Source organism: Streptomyces sp. NPDC046805 (genome assembly GCF_040645355.1).
Lineage (GTDB): Bacteria > Actinomycetota > Actinomycetes > Streptomycetales > Streptomycetaceae > Streptomyces.
On sequence record NZ_JBEYYC010000048.1, the window covers coordinates 1 to 18,168 of the forward strand.

Annotated in this window: 19 protein-coding genes and 2 pseudogenes; 9 read left to right on the forward strand and 12 right to left on the reverse strand. The window is 69.7% G+C overall.

Going from position 1 to position 18,168, the window contains the following annotated elements:
* Positions 1-95 precede the first annotated feature (95 nt).
* The 6 genes and pseudogenes from ABZ910_RS33760 to ABZ910_RS33785 form a co-directional block, all read right to left on the reverse strand.
* Positions 96-419, reverse strand: a pseudogene (locus ABZ910_RS33760) (hypothetical protein); the annotation flags it as partial.
* Positions 416-781 carry a hypothetical protein gene (locus ABZ910_RS33765; protein WP_361372809.1) on the reverse strand — a complete coding sequence of 122 codons (366 nt, stop codon included), beginning with the start codon at positions 779-781 and terminating at the stop codon, positions 416-418. The gene ABZ910_RS33765 and the pseudogene ABZ910_RS33760, both read right to left, overlap by 4 nt.
* A gap of 394 nt (positions 782-1,175) precedes the next feature.
* Positions 1,176-2,498 (reverse strand): gluconate:H+ symporter, encoded by a 1,323-nt coding sequence (locus tag ABZ910_RS33770; protein ID WP_361372811.1) that lies wholly within the window; start codon positions 2,496-2,498, stop codon positions 1,176-1,178.
* A gap of 135 nt (positions 2,499-2,633) precedes the next feature.
* Positions 2,634-3,977 carry a glucarate dehydratase gene (gene gudD, locus ABZ910_RS33775; protein WP_361372813.1) on the reverse strand — a complete coding sequence of 448 codons (1,344 nt, stop codon included), beginning with the start codon at positions 3,975-3,977 and terminating at the stop codon, positions 2,634-2,636.
* A 173-nt stretch (positions 3,978-4,150) separates the two neighbouring features.
* Positions 4,151-4,285, reverse strand: coding sequence for a hypothetical protein (locus ABZ910_RS33780; RefSeq protein ID WP_361372815.1), 135 nt, complete (start codon positions 4,283-4,285; stop codon positions 4,151-4,153).
* Positions 4,286-4,779: 494 nt separating this feature from the next.
* Positions 4,780-5,658, reverse strand: coding sequence for a LysR substrate-binding domain-containing protein (locus tag ABZ910_RS33785; RefSeq protein ID WP_361372817.1), 879 nt, complete (start codon positions 5,656-5,658; stop codon positions 4,780-4,782).
* 378 nt (positions 5,659-6,036) lie between these two features.
* Here ABZ910_RS33785 and ABZ910_RS33790 point away from each other — a divergent pair, with 378 nt between their 5' ends.
* From ABZ910_RS33790 to ABZ910_RS33800, 3 genes are all read left to right on the forward strand, one after another.
* Entirely contained in the window at positions 6,037-7,218 is a 1,182-nt protein-coding gene (locus tag ABZ910_RS33790) for a mandelate racemase/muconate lactonizing enzyme family protein (protein ID WP_361372819.1), read from the forward strand.
* A 164-nt stretch (positions 7,219-7,382) separates the two neighbouring features.
* A complete protein-coding gene (kdgD, locus tag ABZ910_RS33795) occupies positions 7,383-8,309 on the forward strand; it encodes a 5-dehydro-4-deoxyglucarate dehydratase (protein WP_361372821.1) in 927 nt (308 codons plus the stop codon).
* A gap of 30 nt (positions 8,310-8,339) precedes the next feature.
* Positions 8,340-9,968: an aldehyde dehydrogenase (NADP(+)) gene (locus ABZ910_RS33800; protein ID WP_361372823.1), complete on the forward strand. Its 1,629-nt coding sequence runs from the start codon at positions 8,340-8,342 to the stop codon at positions 9,966-9,968.
* A gap of 333 nt (positions 9,969-10,301) precedes the next feature.
* Here ABZ910_RS33800 and ABZ910_RS33805 read toward each other — a convergent pair whose 3' ends face one another.
* Together ABZ910_RS33805 and ABZ910_RS33810 are read right to left on the reverse strand one after the other, a co-directional pair.
* Positions 10,302-10,517 (reverse strand): hypothetical protein, encoded by a 216-nt coding sequence (locus ABZ910_RS33805; protein ID WP_361372859.1) that lies wholly within the window; start codon positions 10,515-10,517, stop codon positions 10,302-10,304.
* 143 nt (positions 10,518-10,660) lie between these two features.
* Entirely contained in the window at positions 10,661-11,095 is a 435-nt protein-coding gene (locus ABZ910_RS33810; RefSeq protein WP_361372861.1) for an alpha/beta hydrolase, read from the reverse strand.
* Between ABZ910_RS33810 and ABZ910_RS33815 the strand changes: the two are divergent.
* From ABZ910_RS33815 to ykgO, 4 genes and pseudogenes are all read left to right on the forward strand, one after another.
* Positions 11,040-11,201 (forward strand): annotated as a pseudogene (locus tag ABZ910_RS33815) (NAD(+) kinase); the annotation flags it as partial. The gene ABZ910_RS33810 and the pseudogene ABZ910_RS33815 overlap by 56 nt on opposite strands.
* Positions 11,202-11,554: 353 nt before the next feature.
* Positions 11,555-11,719 (forward strand): 50S ribosomal protein L33, encoded by a 165-nt coding sequence (rpmG, locus tag ABZ910_RS33820; protein ID WP_059128112.1) that lies wholly within the window; start codon positions 11,555-11,557, stop codon positions 11,717-11,719.
* A 45-nt stretch (positions 11,720-11,764) separates the two neighbouring features.
* Complete coding sequence (locus tag ABZ910_RS33825; protein WP_361372825.1) at positions 11,765-12,025, forward strand: type B 50S ribosomal protein L31; 261 nt, start codon at positions 11,765-11,767, stop codon at positions 12,023-12,025.
* A gap of 46 nt (positions 12,026-12,071) precedes the next feature.
* On the forward strand, positions 12,072-12,194 hold the full coding sequence (gene ykgO / locus ABZ910_RS33830; RefSeq protein ID WP_059128114.1) for a type B 50S ribosomal protein L36: 123 nt from the start codon (positions 12,072-12,074) through the stop codon (positions 12,192-12,194).
* 166 nt (positions 12,195-12,360) lie between these two features.
* On the opposite strand, the gene ABZ910_RS33835 is transcribed toward ykgO, so the two are convergent.
* The gene (locus ABZ910_RS33835) at positions 12,361-12,561 is read right to left on the reverse strand and encodes a hypothetical protein (protein WP_361372863.1); all 201 of its coding nucleotides are present in this window, start codon (positions 12,559-12,561) and stop codon (positions 12,361-12,363) included.
* A 172-nt stretch (positions 12,562-12,733) separates the two neighbouring features.
* Positions 12,734-13,117 carry a hypothetical protein gene (locus tag ABZ910_RS33840; RefSeq protein ID WP_361372827.1) on the reverse strand — a complete coding sequence of 128 codons (384 nt, stop codon included), beginning with the start codon at positions 13,115-13,117 and terminating at the stop codon, positions 12,734-12,736.
* A gap of 453 nt (positions 13,118-13,570) precedes the next feature.
* On the opposite strand from ABZ910_RS33840, the gene ABZ910_RS33845 reads away from it, so the two are divergent.
* Complete coding sequence (locus tag ABZ910_RS33845) at positions 13,571-14,488, forward strand: NADP-dependent oxidoreductase (protein ID WP_361372829.1); 918 nt, start codon at positions 13,571-13,573, stop codon at positions 14,486-14,488.
* Between the two features lie 352 nt (positions 14,489-14,840).
* Positions 14,841-15,002 (forward strand): hypothetical protein, encoded by a 162-nt coding sequence (locus tag ABZ910_RS33850; RefSeq protein ID WP_361372831.1) that lies wholly within the window; start codon positions 14,841-14,843, stop codon positions 15,000-15,002.
* Positions 15,003-15,011: 9 nt separating this feature from the next.
* Here ABZ910_RS33850 and ABZ910_RS33855 read toward each other — a convergent pair whose 3' ends face one another.
* Both ABZ910_RS33855 and ABZ910_RS33860 read right to left on the reverse strand, forming a co-directional pair.
* A complete protein-coding gene (locus ABZ910_RS33855; RefSeq protein ID WP_361372833.1) occupies positions 15,012-17,183 on the reverse strand; it encodes a xanthine dehydrogenase family protein molybdopterin-binding subunit in 2,172 nt (723 codons plus the stop codon).
* Positions 17,180-18,166, reverse strand: coding sequence for a xanthine dehydrogenase family protein subunit M (locus ABZ910_RS33860; RefSeq protein ID WP_361372835.1), 987 nt, complete (start codon positions 18,164-18,166; stop codon positions 17,180-17,182). Before ABZ910_RS33860 ends, ABZ910_RS33855 begins: the two co-directional genes overlap by 4 nt.
* Between the last annotated feature and the right edge of the window lie 2 nt (positions 18,167-18,168).

Consider the following 18,168-nt stretch of genomic DNA (forward strand, 5'->3'; position numbering starts at 1 on the left):
CGCGGGAGACCAGCGTGCCCAACACCGTTCGGGGCACACGACCGAGCACGAGTCCTGGCAGCAGGACTCACTCCCGCTCAGTCTCTAGGAACGGTCGGCCGTGCCCACAGGTTTTCCTTGAGGACATCGACCTCGCACTGCTCCCCGGTGTCGCTGCTGGTCGCCATCAGGCGGGCAGCCAGCGGGTCCACGCTGATGATGCTGACCTGCCAGCCGCGCTCCGTGAGACCGCGCACCAGGTCGTCGGCGATGGCGGACATGGGGGCGGGGTTCTCGGTTGCGACGTCAATGTCCTGGCTGAGCCGTTCGACCAGTCCGTGTGCCTGGGCCGCGTACCCGCCGGTGATCACCAGCGGGTACGGGGTGCCGATCGCGAGGACGTCAGCCAGGAGCTGACGATGGAGCTCGGTGATTTTCACGCGGCGGCGGACCCCTGGCGCTCAAGCTCGGGGAACGCGGCCTCCCACGCCGCGCGGACATGCCTGCTGATCATGGTCCTCATCAAAGGCCACTGCGCGAGCAGAAGATCCCGGTTCAGGAAGCGGGTGATGTCATCACGCTGTCCTTCGGCGAGTACGGTCCGGTAGAGGCCCATGCGCTGCCGGGGCCGGTCAAGATCGTAGGTACGAAGGCCCGACCAGGCGATGTGAAGCGGCAGCTCGACCAGGCCCTGCTCCGGGCCGGCGAGGTCCTCCAATGCGTCGGGAAGGCGCCCCGCGTAGCGCTCGTGCAATACGTCGGTGACGGAGGGTGCGGCACCAGGAGGCGTCTGCTGAACCATGTGCCTAGTATCCCGTGTGCGCCAGGCGGACGGGAGGGTGGACGCGTACCGAAGACATCGTGATGCTGTTGTTTTGCTTATCGATCTTTGTTCTGACCTGCCGTTGCTCAGCTGTACGGGTTGGTATGTCCTTTTGGTGGATGAGGCTTACCGGGGGCTGGGACGGGTGGTAGGTGGGTTGAGCTGGCTGGTTTGTGCCGCGCGGGTCGTTGCGGAGGAACGGGAGACGGTTGCCCGGGTGCGGCCCGATGAACTCCCGCTCCGCGTCGGCCAGTTGCACTCGTGTCACGGAAGAAGGTCTACCGGTCCAGGCCTCACCACGAGGACGAATCGACAGAATGATCACGACTCGCTAGGCGTCCCAGCCCCGTTCGCGGCGGCGCCAACGGCCGTGTCACATCACCGCGTTCATCGCGAGAACCCCACCGAGACCGAGAACGGCCAGCACGGTGGTGTACGAGGTGCGGGCCTTGATCGCGTCGAGGACCGAGAGGTTGAAGTACTCCTTGAACATCCAGAACCCTGGGTCGTTGACGTGCGAGAAGGCGATCGACCCGCAGGATACGGCGAGCACCATCAGCTCTGGCGATGTGCCGCTGCCGGCCACCATCGGCGCCACGATGCCGGCGGCGGTGGACACGGCAACCGTGGCCGATCCGAGCGCGACGCGTAGGATCACGGCGATCAGCCAGGCGAGCACGAGCGGGGAGATCGACCAGTGCTCGGTGGTCTCCTTGATGTAGTCCGAGATCCCGCCCTCGACGAGGACGTTCTTGTACGCACCGCCCGCCGCGATCACCAGCATGATCATCGCCATCGACTTGGCGGCGTCACCGCAGGAGGTCGCGAGGTCCTTCAGCGAGCGGCCGATGCGCGGGCCGAAGACGTACATGGCGAGCAGCAGGGTCAGCAGCAACGCGAACTCGGGGGAACCGACGAACTTGATCACGCCCATGCCCGGGGCGTGGTCGTCGAGGGACATCTCGGCGATGGCCGCGCCGGCGATGAGCACCACCGGGAGCAGCGCCACGGCGAGCGACCAGCCGATGCCGGGCATCTCGTCCTCTTCGAAGACGCGCTCGGTGACCAGGCCGGTGGGGATCGACGGGTTCATCCGACGGACGAACGGCAGCCGGGGCCACACCAGCGCGATCAGGGCGCCGGCCGGGACGGCGATGAACAGGCCGACGAAGAGCGTCTTGCCGACGGAGGCGTGGAACATCTCGGCGACGGCGGTGGGGCCGGGGTGCGGCGGCAGGAAGCTGTGCATCGTGGAGAGCGCGATGGACATCGGCAGACCGATCCACAGCAGGTTCTTCCGGGTGACGCGGACCAGGGTGAACGCCACCGGAACGATGATGACGAAGGCGACCTCGTAGAACATGGTGACGCCGATGAGCAACGCGGTCACCACCATGGCCACCTGCACCCACCGGTCACCGAAGGCCTTGGTCAGCTTGGTGGCGATGCGTTGGGCCGCGCCCGCGTCGCCCATCACCCGGCCGACCATCGCGCCGAGCGCGATCACCGGCAATGTGCCGGAGAGTTGATCGCCGATACCGGCCTCCAGAACATCGGAGATGTTGGTCAGGCCAATGCCCTGGGCCATCGCGACGACCACAGCGACGAGGAGCAGGGCTATGAAGCCGTTGAGCTTCAGCTTGGTCATCAAGAACAGCAGCGCCACAACACTGAGCGCCACGACGAGCATCGGCATGATCACTTCTCCTTCGAAGTGAGGGGGCACGTACAGGGGTCAGGACAGGGGTCAAGACATGTGGGGGGTGCGGATCATGCGGGGGCGGCGGAGCGCCTTCGGGTACGCCGCGATGCCGTCGGCGGGAGGGCTGCGTCAGCGCACGAGTGCGGGGCGCTTGGCGTCGAAAGTCCAGTCGGGGATCAGGTACTGCATGGCGGCGGCGTCGTCGCGGACGCCAAGGCCGAGGGACCGGTAGAGCTGGTGGGCGGCCTCGACCTGCTCCATGTCAAGGTCGACGCCCAGGCCGGGGCGTTCGGGCAGGACGATGGTGCCGCCCTGGACGTGCAGCGGCTCGCGGGTCAGGCGCTGTCCGTCCTGCCAGATCCAGTGGGTGTCGATGGCGGTGATGTCACCGGGCGCGGCGGCGGCGACGTGTGTGAACATCGCGAGCGATACGTCGAAGTGGTTGTTCGAGTGCGAACCCCACGTCAGGCCCCAGGCGTCGCAGAGCTGGGCGACGCGCACCGAACCGTTCATGGTCCAGAAGTGCGGGTCGGCGAGCGGGATGTCGACGGCGTCCGCCCTGATGGCGTGGCCCATCTGCCGCCAGTCCGTGGCGATCATGTTGGTGGCGGTCTTCAGGCCGGTGGCGCGGCGGAACTCGGCCATCACCTCGCGCCCGGAGTAGCCGCCCTCGGCGCCGCACGGGTCCTCGGCGTAGGCGAGGACATCGCGCAGCGAACGGCCGATGTCGATGGCGTCGGCGAGCAGCCAGCCGCCGTTGGGGTCGAGGGTGATGCGCGCCTCGGGGAATCGTTCGGCGAGCGCGGTGACCGCCTCGGCCTCGGCGCGCCGGTCCAGGACACCGCCCTTGAGTTTGAAGTCCTTGAATCCGTACCGCTCTTGGGCCGCCTCGGCGAGCGCGACGACCGCCTCGGGGGTGAGCGCCTCCTCGCTGCGCAGCCGCTGCCAGTCGTCCTTGGCGTCGGACTCGTCGCGGTACGGGAGGTCGGTACGGCGCCGGTCACCGACGTAGAAGAGATAGCCGAGCACGGGCACGCTGGTGCGCTGCACGCCGTCGCCGAGCAGTGCTGCGACCGGCACGTTCAGATACTGGCCGAGCAGGTCGAGCAGCGCCGCCTCGACGGCGGTGACCGCGTGGACGGTGACACGCAGGTCGAAGGTCTGCGCGCCACGACCGCCCGCGTCCCGGTCGCCGAACCGCTCGCGTATCGCGCGAAGGACCGCCTGCGGGTCACCGACGGGCCGGCCTACGACCAGGTCGTGCACCTCTTCGAGGGTGCCGCGGATGGCCTCGCCGCCGGGGACCTCACCGACGCCCGTTCGGCCGTCGGAGTCGGTCAGGATCACCAGGTTGCGGGTGAAGTACGGGGCGTGCGCGCCGCTGAGGTTCAGCAGCATGCTGTCCTGTCCGGCGACCGGAATGACACGCATCGAGACGACGACGGGCGTGCCTGCGGGAGGGGTGGTGTTCATGAGGCGGTGCCTTTCAGAGCGGAGTGCGGGAGGCGTCCCGGGGGCGGGCGCGACCAGGGGCGATGTCGGGCAAGCCGGGACACGGGCGGCCGGGTACCACTGGGTGGGCGTCGGCAGCGGCTCAGGCGTCGAGGCCCTGGATCAGGGCGGCGAGTTGCTCCAGTTCCGTCGGCTCAAGGTCGGTCAGCGGTGGCCGTACGGTCCCGCGGGTGGCCGGTGACGGTCATGCCGGCCTTGAGCATGCTGACCGCGTAGCCCGGCTTGCGGTCACGGATCCGGGTGTACGGCAGGACGAAGTCGTTGAGCATGCGCAGCACATCGGCGTGGCGGCACGCCGGTACCGCCGCGTAGAAGCTGAGCGCGAACCCGCGCGATGTTCGCGTGGTACGCGTCCTCGTCGAGGGCGAGGTCGTCGGCGCTGAAGTGGGTGACGGGGAAGGACAGCAGCCCGGAAACGAGTCGTCGGCCCGGTTCGGCGGGGGTGTACCCGGTCATGGCAGGAGGCTCCTGGCGTGCGCGGAGAAGCGCGGCTCACGCGGCGTCCCGGTTCCGGGCATGGCCTGTCCACGACTCCCGGAACTTCCGGGCGAGCGGGGGCGACGGCCTGTGCCCCAGGCGAAACCGCTTCGATTTCTGGCGGGAACGTTAAGAGCTCGTTGCGATGCAGGTCCAACACCATTTTGGTATGCGGTGATACCAGGGACGCATCATCGGCGCACAGGCCGGAGCGCACGCCGCAAACGATGTGTTGTCCGGCCCCTCAGGGACCGGGTGCGTCGGTCACAGGTGTCGGAGCGCGGGCTCACAGGTGCCGCAGCAGGGCATGCAGCGCCGGATTGTCGTTGCTCTTGCGCCACACGTAGTTCAGCTCCACGGGCCGGGGGTGCCCGGGAAGGTGCAGTGGTCGGTACACGACACCGGTATGGCGCGTCCGAGTGACCGCCTCGGGGACGAGCGCGATGCCCCAGCCTGTGTTGACCAGGGCCAGGATGCTGTGCACCTGGGTGAGGTACTGGGTGAACACCGGACGCACGCCCGCGGCGCGGAACGTGGTGAGCAGCAGTTCGTAGAAGTAGCGGGCCTCGATGGGGGAGTACATCAGGAAGTCCTGGCCGTCGAAGGCCGACAGTTCGATGGGCCCGTCGGCGGCGGCCAGTGGGTGACCGGACGGCAACGCGGCCACGAGCCCTTCGCGCACGGCGGTATGCATGGTCAGCTCGGTGCCGACGGCAGTCGGGCGGATGAGCCCCAGATCCAGTGAGCCCTCGCTGAGGGCCTCCAACTGGTCCCGGGTGACCAGCTCCTGCGGCAGGATCTCCACTCCGGGCACCGCGCCGCGGGCGATCTCGAGGAGCTCACCGAGGGCGGAGTAGGCGCTGGCGGCGGTGAAGCCGACGGCGATCGCACCCGCTTCCCCCGTGGACACCTGGCGCACCGCGAGGGTGGCATGCTCGGCCTGCCGCATGATCCGGCGCGCTTCCGCGAGAAAGGCTCGGCCCGCGGGGGTCAGCCGGACCGTCCGATTGGTGCGGTCCAGCAGTTTCACGCCCAACTCGCTCTCGAGAAGCTGGATCTGCCGGCTCAGCGGGGGCTGGGTCATGTTCAGCCGCTCGGCAGCCCGTGTGAAGTGCAATTCTTCCGCCACGGCCATGAAGCACGTCAGCTGCGCCAGCGTGAACAACGATGCTCTCCTTGTATGGCGACATGCAAAAGTTGAGTTGGACGTAAATCAATACCGATCGTACTGTCGAACGTATTCGGATACGGCGCTCCCGTCGCACATCGCCGCCTCCCCAGGCGGAAGGGGAAGCCGCACAGGAGTACGCACCATGGCTCGACCAGACCGCGACCGCCGCGCGGATCGCCCCGGACAGGTCCTCCGCAGACGCTGCCCTTAGCGTTCGCAGGCCCTGCATTTGGCGGTCCCGGAACTCCGCTCCCCGCAACGGGCGCATCCACCCCTCACCGGCGGACACCCCCTGTGCCGTGTCCGGCGGCCGGGGCTGCCGCGATCTCCACCGGCAGGCACATCCCAACCGCGTTCAACCCAGGACACGAAGTGGTGACCACGACGAAAACGACAGTCCACGCCGCGCACGCCGCAGGCGAAGCCACCCTCGACCGCATCGCCTGGCTGCGCCTCTCCTCGGTCACGCTGCCGCTGGCCACGCCGATCAGCGACGCCAAGGTTCTGACCGGCCGTCAGAAGCCGATGAGGGAGGTGGCGTTCCTCTTTGTGGAGGTCGCCACCGAGCAGGGGCACGAGGGGATCGGCTTCAGCTATTCCAAGCGTGCCGGCGGCCCCGGCCAGTTCGCCCACGCCCGCGAGATCGCCGAGAACCTCATCGGCGAGGACCCCAGCGACATCGGCAAGATCTGGACCAAGCTGGTGTGGGCGGGAGCCTCCGTGGGGCGCAGCGGCCTGGCCACTCAGGCGATCGCCGCCTTCGATGTCGCCCTGTGGGACCTCAAGGCCAAGCGGGCCGGTCTGCCCCTGGCCAAGCTGCTCGGCGCCCACCGCGACTCGGTGCGTACCTACAACACCTCCGGCGGGTTCCTGCACACTCCCACCGAGCAGGTGCTGGACAACGCCGCGGCATCCCTGAGCAGCGGCATCGGCGGCATCAAGATCAAGGTCGGACACCCCGACGGCAAGTACGACCTCGCCCGCCTCACCGCGGTACGCGAACACATCGGCGACGACGTCCCGCTCATGGTCGACGCCAACCAGCAATGGGACCGGCCCACCGCCCAGCGCATGGGCCGCGCCCTCGAACCGTTCAACCTGGTCTGGATCGAGGAGCCCCTCGACGCCTACGACGCCCAGGGCCACGCCGCGCTTGCCGCGTCCCTGGACACCCCCGTCGCCACCGGCGAGATGCTGGCCAGCGTCGCCGAGCACGTCGAGCTGATCCGGCACAACGCCTGCGACATCATCCAGCCCGACGCCCCGCGTATCGGCGGCATCACCCAGTTCCTCAAGCTCGCCGCTCTCGCCGAGTACCAGCAGTTGCAGCTCGCCCCGCACTTCGCCATGGAGATCCACCTCCACCTCGCCGCGGCTTACCCGATCGAGCCGTGGGTGGAGCACTTCGACTGGCTCGAACCGCTGTTCAACGAGCGCCTGGAGATCCGGGACGGCCGCATGTACGTCTCCTCCCGTCCGGGCCTCGGCTTCAGCCTCAGCGACCAGGCTCGCGCCTGGACGGTCGCCGGGCACGAGGTGGGCTCTCGCCCCTGAGGCACCGTCGACCGCAGAGTTACGGCTGCGGCGTACGCCCGGTCCCGGCGTGGGCAGAGCCCGGCGCCGGCACCACCCACCCCTGCCTGCCACTTCTCCTGCGGTCGGTCAGCACCTCCGCAGTCTCACCCCAACCCCCTGCGACCAACAGGAGCTTGAGAACCATGACGTCCTACACCCCGGAAGAACTACGCAGCCGCATCGGCTCCAAGCTGCTCTCCTTCCCCGTGACGCACTTCAAGGACGATCTGTCGTTCGACGCGGACGCCTACCGGGAGAACATCGTCCGGCTGGCCGAGTACGACGTCGGCGGACTCTTCGCAGCCGGCGGCACCGGCGAGTTCTTCTCCCTCACCCCCAGCGAGGTCGAACGCGTCACCGTCGCCGCGACGGACAGCGCCCCCGACAACACACCGATCCTGGCCCCGGCCGGCTACGGCACCGCGACCGCGGTCGAACTCGCCGCCGCGGCCGAGCGGGCCGGCGCCGACGGCATCCTTCTCTTCCCGCCGTACCTCACCGAAGCCGGACAGGAAGGCCTGGCCCGCCACGTCGAGGCCGTATGCCGCTCCACCTCCCTCGGCGTCGTCATCTACGGCCGCGCCAACGCCGTCTACTCCGCCGACACCGTCGCCCGCCTGACCGACGCATGCCCCAACCTGATCGGCTACAAGGACGGCGTCGGCGACATCGACAACATGACCCGCATCCACGCCCGGCTGGGAGAGCGGCTGACCTACATCGGCGGCCTGCCGACCGCCGAAACCTTCGCCCTTCCCTATCTGCAGATGGGCGTCACCACCTATTCGTCGGCCATCTTCAACTTCCTGCCCGAGTTCGCCCTCGACTTCTACACCGCGGTACGCGAGCACCGCCACGACACCGTCACCCGCATGCTCAGCGACTTCGTCCTCCCCTACACCGAAATCCGTAACCGGCAGGCCGGCTACGCCGTCAGCATCGTCAAGGCCGGCATGACCGCGACCGGCCACAGCGCAGGCCCCGTCCGACCGCCGCTCACCGACCTGACCGCGCCGGAGCTCGAGGAGCTCACCGCGCTCATCGCCCAGTTCCCTGCCCCCGCCGCCTGATCCCCACGACCACGCAGAAAGGCGTCCCTGATGAGCAACGCTCCCTCACCCCTCCAGCCTGTTCGACCGCCTGCCGCCGACCTGACGGGTGCGATGTTCATCGCCGGCAGGCGCGTCACCGGTACGGGCGCCGAAACACGCTCACTCGACGCCCGCACCGGTCAGCCGCTCGACCCGCCCTACCGGCAAGCAGGCCCGGCCGATGTCGAACAGGCATGCAAGGCCGCCGAAGACGCCTTCGACACCTATCGCGACCTCCACCCCCGGCTCCGAGCCCGCTTCCTCGAAACCGTCGCTCAGCACCTGACCCACCTCGCCGACGCACTCGTCGAGCGTGCTCACCAGGAAACGGGCCTGCCGAAGGCCCGCCTGGCCGGAGAGGTCGAACGCACCACCGGACAACTGCGCCTGTTCGCCGACGTGCTGGCCGAAGGCAGCGGGTACGGCGCCAGGATCGACCCCGCCCAGCCGCACCGCACCCCCCAGCCCCGCCCCGACATCCGCCAGCAGCACATCCCGCTCGGCCCCGTCGCCGTCTTCGGGGCCAGCAACTTCCCGCTGGCCTTCTCCGTCCTCGGCGGAGACACGGCGTCCGCTCTCGCGGCCGGATGCCCCGTCGTCGTCAAGGCCCACGACGCACACCTCGGCACGGGTGAACTGGCCGCCCAGGCCATTCAGGCCGCTGTCACCGAACACGGCCTCCCCGCAGGGGTCTTCTCACTCCTCGTGGGCGACGGCCCCACGCTGGGCACCCGGCTCATCACCGACCCTCGCATCCAGGCAGTCGGCTTCACCGGTTCCCGCTCCGCCGGCCTCGCCCTCGTCCGCGCCGCCGCCGCCCGGCCCCAGCCCATCCCGGTGTACGCGGAGATGAGCAGCGTCAACCCCGTCGTCCTCCTGCCCGGCGCCCTCGCCGAACGCGCCGCCGAACTCGCCGACGCCTTCACGGCCTCCCTCACTCTCGGGGCCGGCCAGTTCTGCACCAATCCCGGCCTCCTGCTCGCCGTCGACGGCCCCGATCTCGAGACGTTCCTCGACACCGCGAGCCGGTTCATCGACGCGGACGCCGGAGCCACCATGCTCACACCGCGGATCGCCGAGGCCTACCGCATCGAGACGGAGGCCGTCGCCTCGCACCCCGGAGTGCGCCTGCTCGCCCGCGGAGCTCAGCCTCGCTCCGCCGGCCCCGGTCAAGCCGTACTCATGACCGTGCACGCCGACGACTTCATCGCCGACCCGGAACTGCAACGGGAGATGTTCGGCGCAGCGGCCCTCGTCGTCCGCTGCCGGGACCTGCCGCAACTCAACGATGCCCTGCGCCACTTGGAGGGCCAGCTCACGGCAACCGTCCACACCGGGCCGAACGACACGCACGAGGCCCAGCGCCTGCTGCCCCTGCTGGAACGCCGAGCCGGCCGTGTGCTCTTCAACGACTGGCCCACCGGTGTGGAAGTCGGACACGCCATGGTCCACGGCGGCCCTTACCCCGCCACATCCGACCCCCGCACGACCTCCGTCGGCTCCCGCGCCCTCGAACGCTTCCTGCGCCCCGTCGCCTACCAGAACCTTCCCCACGACCTCCTGCCCGCCGCGCTGCGCGACGACAACCCTTACGACATCCCCCGCCGCGTCGACGGAGCCATCCACCTCACCTCCTAATGATGTTGTCAAGCCGCAGCTGTGACCGGGAGTTCACGTTGGAGGCACCGTCGCGGGACGGGGGCGACCCCGGCGAAACTGGCCAGGCGGTCGGCGCTCCGATCGGCTCGCCGACTGGTGAGGACCCGCAGTTCGATGGCGCGTTCGCCGTCCGGCTGCAGGACGGCAGGAGGTCGGCGGCGAGTTCCTTGATGAGCGCGGCCGTGCGACGCTCGCCGAAACGGTCGTGCGCTGCGCGCGCGCCGCGGCGCCCACGGCTTCGCCCAGAGCCTTGGCCATGGGGCGCCAGACTCCGTGTTTGCGCAGGTAGTCGGCGATGCGGCCGGTTCCGGCCTAGCGGATCTCGGCCGGGGTGACGTAATGGGCCGGCAGGATCAGGCTGGACTTGTTCGTGGGGTCCGTGGCCCGCTCCAGGCCGGGGCGGATGGAGGCGAGCAGATCGCGCAGCCGATTGATGCGCCCGGTGGTCTCCTTCACCAGCACGGTGCGGTGGGACACCAGCGGCCGCAGCTCGGCGGCGGCTTCATTGGGCAGTTCTACTTCCCGCAGGTCGTCGGGGGCATGACCTGTTCGTGCTGGTCAGCGCTGTGGAACGGGTACCGCGCAGACCTTGGCGCGTAGACAGTCGAGCTGGCGCCACTCGATCCGAGGTGGGCGACTCCCGCATCCGGAGCGCCCACCACGAGTCGGTGTCAGAGGTGCTTCTTGTAGAACGGGATGAGGTGGCTCAGCGCCTCTTCTACCGGCTTGGGCTGATCGTAGAGGTCGTAGTGCGACGCGCCTTCGACGACGACGAGTTCCTTGTCCTTGGAGGCGGCGCGGCCGTAGATCTCGAAGCCGGCACGGTAGGAGCCGAAGCCGCCCGGCCGGTCCCCGATCACGATGCACATCGGCTGAGTGAGCAGCACCTCGGCCCGGTCGAAGGCATCCCAGTTGACCAGGGCGGCCTGGCGCGAGAAGCGGAAGCTGGTGGTGCCGTGCGGCGCGCTGCCGCGATCGGTCTTGTAGTACTCGGTCGCCTCGCACAGGTCGATCTCGGCCAGACCGGCCTCCTTGGCCGCCTCCGGCGACGTCAGGCTGACCCCGACCAACTTCTGCGGCCGGCTGCGGGAGCGGATGAGGCTCACGGACGCCCCCGCGACGGCCGCGGACGGTGAGGCGGCGCCGATGTTCCGGCCCTCCAGCCCGGTGCCCGACGACCTGCGTCACCTCCAGTTGCCGCCACCGCCGTGAGACCGCCGGGGCGGCGGGGAATGTCCGCGGGGTCCGACCGGTTGTAGCGCCCGTGGTGGTGAAGGGAACAGTGTCCCCGGGCCTCACCCTCCGCCCATGAGGACGATCGTTCGGCTGAAGCCTCATGGAGCCTTTCGCCGAGAGGCGACCACCCTTCACGACCACGGGTTTGGCCACCCCGCCCCGGGCCGGTTTCCCGGCCGGGGGCGGGTGTCGGGCACCACGCACCAGATGAGTGCGGACGCCGGCCGATCGGCTGGAACCCCGGGAATGCGGCGACGGAACCCGTTGTTGCACATAGCGACTGACATGAGCGGGTCAAATCCGCAGAGTGTCGGCGGAAGGAGGACCTCATGGCACGCAGCACACAGCGGCCCGTCGTCAAGCTGAAGTCGACGGCAGGGACCGGCGTCACCTATGTGACGCGCAAGAACCGTCTGAACGACCCCGACCGGCTCGTCCTGCGCAAGTACGACCCGGTGGCGGGAGAGCACGTTCTCTTCCGCGAGGAACGCTGAACCACGCCTCCGCCCTGTGGCGGAGGCCATGAGGAGGGACATCCCATGAGGACCGGTATCCACCCCGACTCTCGCCCGGTCGTCTTTCGGGACCGCGCCGCGGGCTTCGCGTTTCTGACGCGTTCGACCGCGCACTCCACGCGCACGGTCGAGTGGGAGGACGGCAACACCTACCCGGTGATCGACGTCGAGATCTCGTCGGCTAGCCACCCGATCTACACGGGCACCTCGCGGGTCGTGGACACCGCGGGCCGCGTCGAGCGCTTCGAGCGGCGCTACGGCCGGGCGGCACAGGTCCGCGGCTGACCACGGTCCGGCATCCGGCCAAGAGGACCAGGAAGAGAGGACAGTCATGAAGGTGCGCAACTCTCTGCGCTCGCTGAAGTCCAAGCCCGGGGCCCAGGTGGTACGACGCCGGGGTGTGACCTTCGTGGTCAACAAGAAGAATCCCCGCTTCAAGGCTCGCCAGGGCTGACGCCTCCGTGTGGCGGTGACCGCCGCCACGCGCGACCGGCTTCCGCCGTGCACACGGCACGGCCACCTCGCTGATCGGCCCGGGCGGGTGTCACCACCGGCCAGGGCCGTCGACGTGGATCAGCAGGGACGGCGACGGCGTTACCGTGTCGGCATCAGACGAACGATCAAGGCAGATCATCATGCACGGCGAGTACAAAGTGCCCGGTTGCAAGCTGGTCGTGGTCGATCTCGACGACCACGAAGGCGTCCTGCGCAACGTCCGGGTCGCCGGCGAGGCATTTGAGCCGGTCGCGGACCGCGACACCGGCGGGGCCGGGCACCACGAACGGCGCCGACATCTCCCGCAGCCCGCCCATCCCGATCACCCTCCCCTCCCGGCCCGAAGAAACCCGCCACCACACCCAACGACCACCACCCGAAAAGGTCACCCATTCGACAGACAAACTTCAGTTCCCCACTGCGCGGGGTGCACACCCCGGCCCGTGCACTCGCTCATGCACACCAGAACACCCTTGTGTGCCGTCACGCATCAACAGCTCACAACCCCACCGAGCAGTCGGCCGGGAAACGGCCGTTCGCGGGGTAGGCACGCCCGGGTCCGCTTCGGCTGTTGTTGCCGAGCTTGCCGACGGTCAGGCCGACGTACGGGGCCTGCAGCGTCCGGGCGTTCGGGCAGGCCGCCTTCGGCAGGCCGGGCTTGTCGATGGGGGAGAACAGGCTCACCACCGAGACGACGAGCACCAGAAGTCCGGTGGCGCCGGTGACAATGTTCCACCGGTCGGGAGCGGACACGTCCGGGGCTTTCGGGTCGCCGGACGACCGGTGCGCCAGGCCCAGAGCCAGTGCGAGGACGGCGACGGCGGCGATCATGCCGTCGACGCGCAGCACCTGCGTGCGACCGTAGAGGACACCCTGGTACACCAGGACCACCCGCGCGACCAGCGCCCCACAACTCAGTAAGGCCAGCAGCCAGACTGGCCACCACCTTCGCAGTATCCATCCCACGACCCACCCCCGGCCCCGGCCCCGGCCCCGGCATCTCGGGTTCAACCCGAGAAAGTGGAGAGAAAATACCAGCGAACACCTGGCCCCGGTACCTGCGCGGCGGCGTCGTCCCCGTCAGCTCGAAGTGCCGACGAAGTGGACCAACTCCAGCAAGACCAATCTCAGGGGCACTTGCCGACGCCATGCTGGGGAAACTCGCCCGCTACGCGGAGACGTTCCGGTAGAAGGACGCCCCCAAGACGTCCGCAGGGTTGCGCTGGACCCCACAGCCTGATGGCCGCGACTTCCGCCTGCCGCCGCCCGTGTGAACTTCCGTCCGGAATCCGGTCGGCGCGGATCGACGCGGGGCCGTGAGGCGTTGGATCTGGCATGAAGGCAGTCACCGTCGCCGCTGTTGGCGACACACCACAGGTCACCGAACAGCCCGAGCCCAAGGTCGGCCCGGACACCGTCCTCGTACGCACCAAGGTCACCAGCGTCAACCCGGTGGACTGGAAGATCGCGGCGGGCCGCCTCGACCCGATCATGTACGTCTACCTCCCGTTGATTCCGGGCTGGGACGTGGCGGGGGTCGTCGAGAAGGTCGGTGCTGCCGTGACGGAGTACGCGCCGGGGGACGAGGTGATCGCCTACGACCGGATGGACACGGTGCAGCATGGTACGTATGCCGAGTTGGTGCCGGTGCCCGTTCGTGCGGTCGCCCGCAAGCCGGCTTCGCTCACCTGGGAGCAGGCGGGTGGACTGCCGCTGGCCGGTCTGACCGCCTACCAGTCGCTGCAGGCCGCCGAGGTCGTGAAGGGCGACACCGTGTTGGTGATCAATGCAGGAGGCGGCGTCGGTTCCTTCGCCGTTCAGATCGCGGTGGCCGCGGGCGCCCGTGTCATCGGCACGGCGAGCGAGGCCAAGGCCGACTATCTGCGCTCCCTGGGCGCGGAGCCCGTGGCGTACGGCGAGGGGCTACTGGAACGCCTTCGGGCGCTGGCCCCCGAAGGGGTGGACGCGGCCGTCGACTTCTACGGGGGCGACGCCACCGCGGTGTCCTTGGAGGTGACCAAGTCGGCGTCCCGGGTCGTGTCCATCGTCGACCCTGCCATTCGGGAGCGGGGCGGCCGCTATGTCTTCGTCCGCCCGGACCACGTCGGTCTGACGAAGCTGGGCGAGCTCGCGGATGCCGGGAAACTCACGGTGCATGTCGAGCGGGAGCTGCCGTTGGCGGAGGTCGCCGAGGCATGGCGGCTCAGCCAGGAGGGACACACGACCGGAAAAATCGTCCTGCGGGTCTCCTGACGCGCCGGAGACGGCGCTGCGCAGTAATGCCTGTCCGCGCCCCCACCGGCACAGTGATTCCTAATGCGGTCTGTCAAGCCACGAGGGCGCGGCGCGGGTCGTGCTCGCGATTGCCGGTCGGGCCGGCGCGGACGCTTCCGCATTGGGGGTAGGTGGCGGACGATGTGGTCTGCCTGCAGAGCCCCCGCTATCTCGGTTCGGTCGGCTCCTGATACCACGACTTCGAGCAGACCGGCGACGACGAGGTGATCGCCCTGCTCGCGCGCGGCGCGCGTCCCGTCCCGGCCGCGCCCCGCCGCCGAACCGCGAGATCGAGGTGCCGGCCGGACAGGCGCGCCTGGCCGCACGGTTCGTGCTGCCAGAGGGGGCGCGGGGTCTGGTGGCGTTCGCGCACGGCAGCGGCAGCAGCCGCAACAGCCCGCGCAACCGGTACGTGGCCACCGTCCTCAATCGGGCCCGGCTCGGCACGCTGCTGCCGGACAACCAAATCGCGCGCCGCTGCGCGACGGGCTGATGCCGGTGTTCAGATCAGCTTCTCCGGCGTGATGGGCAGGTCGCGCATCCGTTTGCCGGTGGCGTGGTAGACGGCGTTGGCGATCGCCGGGGCCACCCCGATCGTCGCGATCTCGGCGATGCCCTTCACGCCGAGGGGGTTGACGTTCGGGTCGGCCTCCTCCTCGACGAAGAACGGGTCGAGTTCGCGGATGTCGGCGTTCACGGGGACGAGGTAGTCCGCCAGGCTGGCGTTGACCACATGGCCGTCGCGGTGGTCGAGGACGGTGTGTTCCAGCAGGGCCATGCCGATCCCCATGACGATGCCGCCGAGGGCCTGGCTGTGCGCCGTCTTGGGGTTGACGATCCGTCCGCCCCCGAGCGCGCTGACCACGCGGGGAACGCGGACGAGGCCGAGCTCCGGGTCGACCGAGACCTCGGCGAAGACGGCGCCGTACGCGTGCATCGAGTACTGGTCGGACTGCTCGCCCGGCCGGTAGTCCGACTCGGCCTCGACCGGGTGCCCCAACCGCCCCATGACGGCGACGAGATCGGCGTGGCTGTCGGTCTCCCTCGCCTCGTCCAGGGCGCGGCGCCTGGCCTCGGCGCACGCGGCGTACACGGCCGAGCCGACGGAGCCCATGGTGGCCGAGCCGCCGTGCGGGGGCGCCTTGGGCATGTTGGCGTCGCCCAGCTCGAAGCGGACCCGGTCCAGGGTCAACCCCAGGGTCTCGGCAGCGACTTGAGTCATCGACGTGTACGTACCGGGGCCCATGTCACTGGTCGCGGAGGTCACCAGGGCCGTGCCGTCGGGGTGGACGACGGCACGGGCGTGGGCGGGGAAGTTGTAGACGGGGTAGGTCGCCGAGGAGCATCCGTAGCCGATCAGGCGTCCTTCGGCGTCGTGCATGGAGCCGATGCGCGGATCGCGCTTCTGCCAGCCGAAGCGCTCGGCCCCGGCGATGAGGCACTGGCGCAGGGTACGGCTGGAGAACGGCAGGTCGCGGTACATGTCGCGGTCGGTGTCGTTGCGCAGGCGCAGCTCGACCGGGTCCATGCCCAGGACCTCGGCGAGTTCGTCGAGGGCGGACTCCAGGGCGAAGGCGCCGCTGGCATCGCCCGGTGCCCGCATGGAGGACGGGGTGTTGACGTTCATCCCGGCCAGGCGGTAGCGCGTGGCGACGTTCGGACACCGGTAGAGGAACCGGGTCGAGCCGAGGAGGTTCTCGGCGTACTGCTCGTAGCGCGAGGTCTCGCCCGTGCCGTCGTGGCGGATGGCGGTGAGGTTGCCGTCGCGGTCGGCGCCGAGCCGGACCCGCTGCTCGGTGTAGGGGCGGAAGCCGGTGAGCGGCCACATCTGGCGCCGGGTCAGCACCACCTTGACCGGCCGGCCGACGCCGCGGGCCGCCATCGCCGCGAGGACGGTGTACGACCAGACCCGGAGCGCCGAGCCGAAGGCGCCGCCGACGAAGGGCGAGATGACCTCGACGTCCTCGGGCGGGATCCCGAAGATCCCGGCGAGGAGGGCGTGGGTGTTGCTGACCCACTGGGTCTTGGTCCACACGGTGAGCGAGCCGCCGTCCCAGGCCGCCGTCGTGGCGTGCATCTCGATGGGGTTGTGGTCCTCGCGCGGGATCAGGTACGTGGAGTCGACCGTGGCCGCGGCGGTGCGCAGGGCGGCGTCGGGGTCGCCGCGCAGGGTCTCGCCGGGCATGCCGGCCTGCACGTTGCCGGGCCCCGGCGGGACGGCGTGCGCGGCGGCGGCCTCGAAGGACGTGACCGCCGGCTCCTCGTCGTAGGAGGCGCGTACGAGCGTGGCAGCGTGCGTCGCGGTCTCGAAGGTCTCGGCGACGACGAGGGCGACGGCCTGGCCGTGGAAGTGGATCCGGTCGTCCTGGAACACATGGATCGGCTCGCCGTCCTGGGCATCGATGATCGTTCGGCTGATGCGGTACGGCAGCCGGGGAGCGTTGAACGGGGTCAGCACCGCCAGGACGCCGGGAGCGGCCTCGGCCGCGGCCGTGTCGACGGCGGTGAGGCGGCCGTGGGGGATCGAGGACCCCACGACGACGCCGTACGTGAGTCCGGGTCCGGGGCGGAAGTCGGCGGTGTAGGTGGCCTCGCCGGTGACCTTCGCGGGGCCTTCCACCCGGTTGACGGCTTTGCCGATGTAGGACGTGACGGGAGTGACGGTCGTGGTCATGCCCGGCCTCCGACGACGTGCAGCGCACGGACCAGCGTGCGCTTCATGAGTTCCGGCTTGAACCGGTTGCCCTCCCGGGTGACGGCGCCCTCGGTCGCGTGCTGTGCCGCGTCCCGATACGTCTGCGCGGTGGCGGGCCGGCCGATGAGTGCCTCCTCGACCAGGGGCATCCGCCAGGGCTTGGTGCCGACGCCGCCCATGGCGACGCCCGCCGCGCGGATGACGCCGTCGGCGACGTCCAGGCCCACGGCCGCGGAGGTGAGCGCGAACTCGAAGGACACCCGGTCGCGCACCTTCAGATAGGAGGAGTTACGGGCGGCCGGTGTCGGGGGCACGACCACCGAGGTGATCAACTCCCCCGGTTCCAGGACCGTTTCGATCTGCGGGGTGTCACCGGGCAGGCGGTACAGCTCGTCCAGCGCGAGAACCCGCTCGCCGTGCGCTCCGAGTACGTGGACCTGCGCACTCAGCGCCATGAGCGCCACCGCGACGTCGGACGCGCTGGTGGCGATGCAGTGCGGGGAGGTGCCCAGCACGGCGAGCGTCCGGGTGGCGCCATCCATCGCGGCGCAACCGGCGCCGGGGTAGCGCTTGTTGCAGGCGTGGACACCGGGGTCACGGAAGTAGGGGCAGCGCGTGCGCTGGAGCAGGTTGCCGCCGATGGATGCCATGTTGCGCACCTGGCCGGAGGCCGACAGCAGCAGCGCCTCGGCGACCACGGGGAAGACGGCGGCGACGTCGGGATCGTCGGCGATGTCGCTCATCCTGGCGGCGCCGCCGAGGCGCAGCGTCCCGTCGGGGGTGACCTCGATGCGGGCGTCGAGCAGTCCGTCGAGCGCCACCAGGTGGTCGGGGTGCAGGATCTCGTCGGTCAGCAGCTGCATCATGTCCGTGCCGCCGGCGATGTACACGGCGGAGTCGGCGGATCCGAGGCGGGTGGCCGCGGCGACGTCGCGCGGGCGCTCCAGGATGAAGGGGTACATCG

Excerpts from the sequence above, each read along its gene's own strand:
- ABZ910_RS33765 (WP_361372809.1), bottom strand. The coding sequence starts at position 781 with ATGGTTCAGCAGACGCCTCCTGGTGCCGCACCCTCCGTCACCGACGTA.
- ABZ910_RS33770 (WP_361372811.1), bottom strand. The coding sequence starts at position 2,498 with ATGCCGATGCTCGTCGTGGCGCTCAGTGTTGTGGCGCTGCTGTTCTTG.
- gudD (WP_361372813.1), bottom strand. The coding sequence starts at position 3,977 with ATGAACACCACCCCTCCCGCAGGCACGCCCGTCGTCGTCTCGATGCGT.
- ABZ910_RS33780 (WP_361372815.1), bottom strand. The coding sequence starts at position 4,285 with ATGCTCAACGACTTCGTCCTGCCGTACACCCGGATCCGTGACCGCAAG.
- kdgD (WP_361372821.1), top strand. The coding sequence starts at position 7,383 with ATGACGTCCTACACCCCGGAAGAACTACGCAGCCGCATCGGCTCCAAG.
- ABZ910_RS33800 (WP_361372823.1), top strand. The coding sequence starts at position 8,340 with ATGAGCAACGCTCCCTCACCCCTCCAGCCTGTTCGACCGCCTGCCGCC.
- rpmG (WP_059128112.1), top strand. The coding sequence starts at position 11,555 with ATGGCACGCAGCACACAGCGGCCCGTCGTCAAGCTGAAGTCGACGGCA.
- ABZ910_RS33825 (WP_361372825.1), top strand. The coding sequence starts at position 11,765 with ATGAGGACCGGTATCCACCCCGACTCTCGCCCGGTCGTCTTTCGGGAC.
- ykgO (WP_059128114.1), top strand. The coding sequence starts at position 12,072 with ATGAAGGTGCGCAACTCTCTGCGCTCGCTGAAGTCCAAGCCCGGGGCC.
- ABZ910_RS33845 (WP_361372829.1), top strand. The coding sequence starts at position 13,571 with ATGAAGGCAGTCACCGTCGCCGCTGTTGGCGACACACCACAGGTCACC.
- ABZ910_RS33855 (WP_361372833.1), bottom strand. The coding sequence starts at position 17,183 with ATGACCACGACCGTCACTCCCGTCACGTCCTACATCGGCAAAGCCGTC.
- ABZ910_RS33860 (WP_361372835.1), bottom strand. The coding sequence starts at position 18,166 with ATGTACCCCTTCATCCTGGAGCGCCCGCGCGACGTCGCCGCGGCCACC.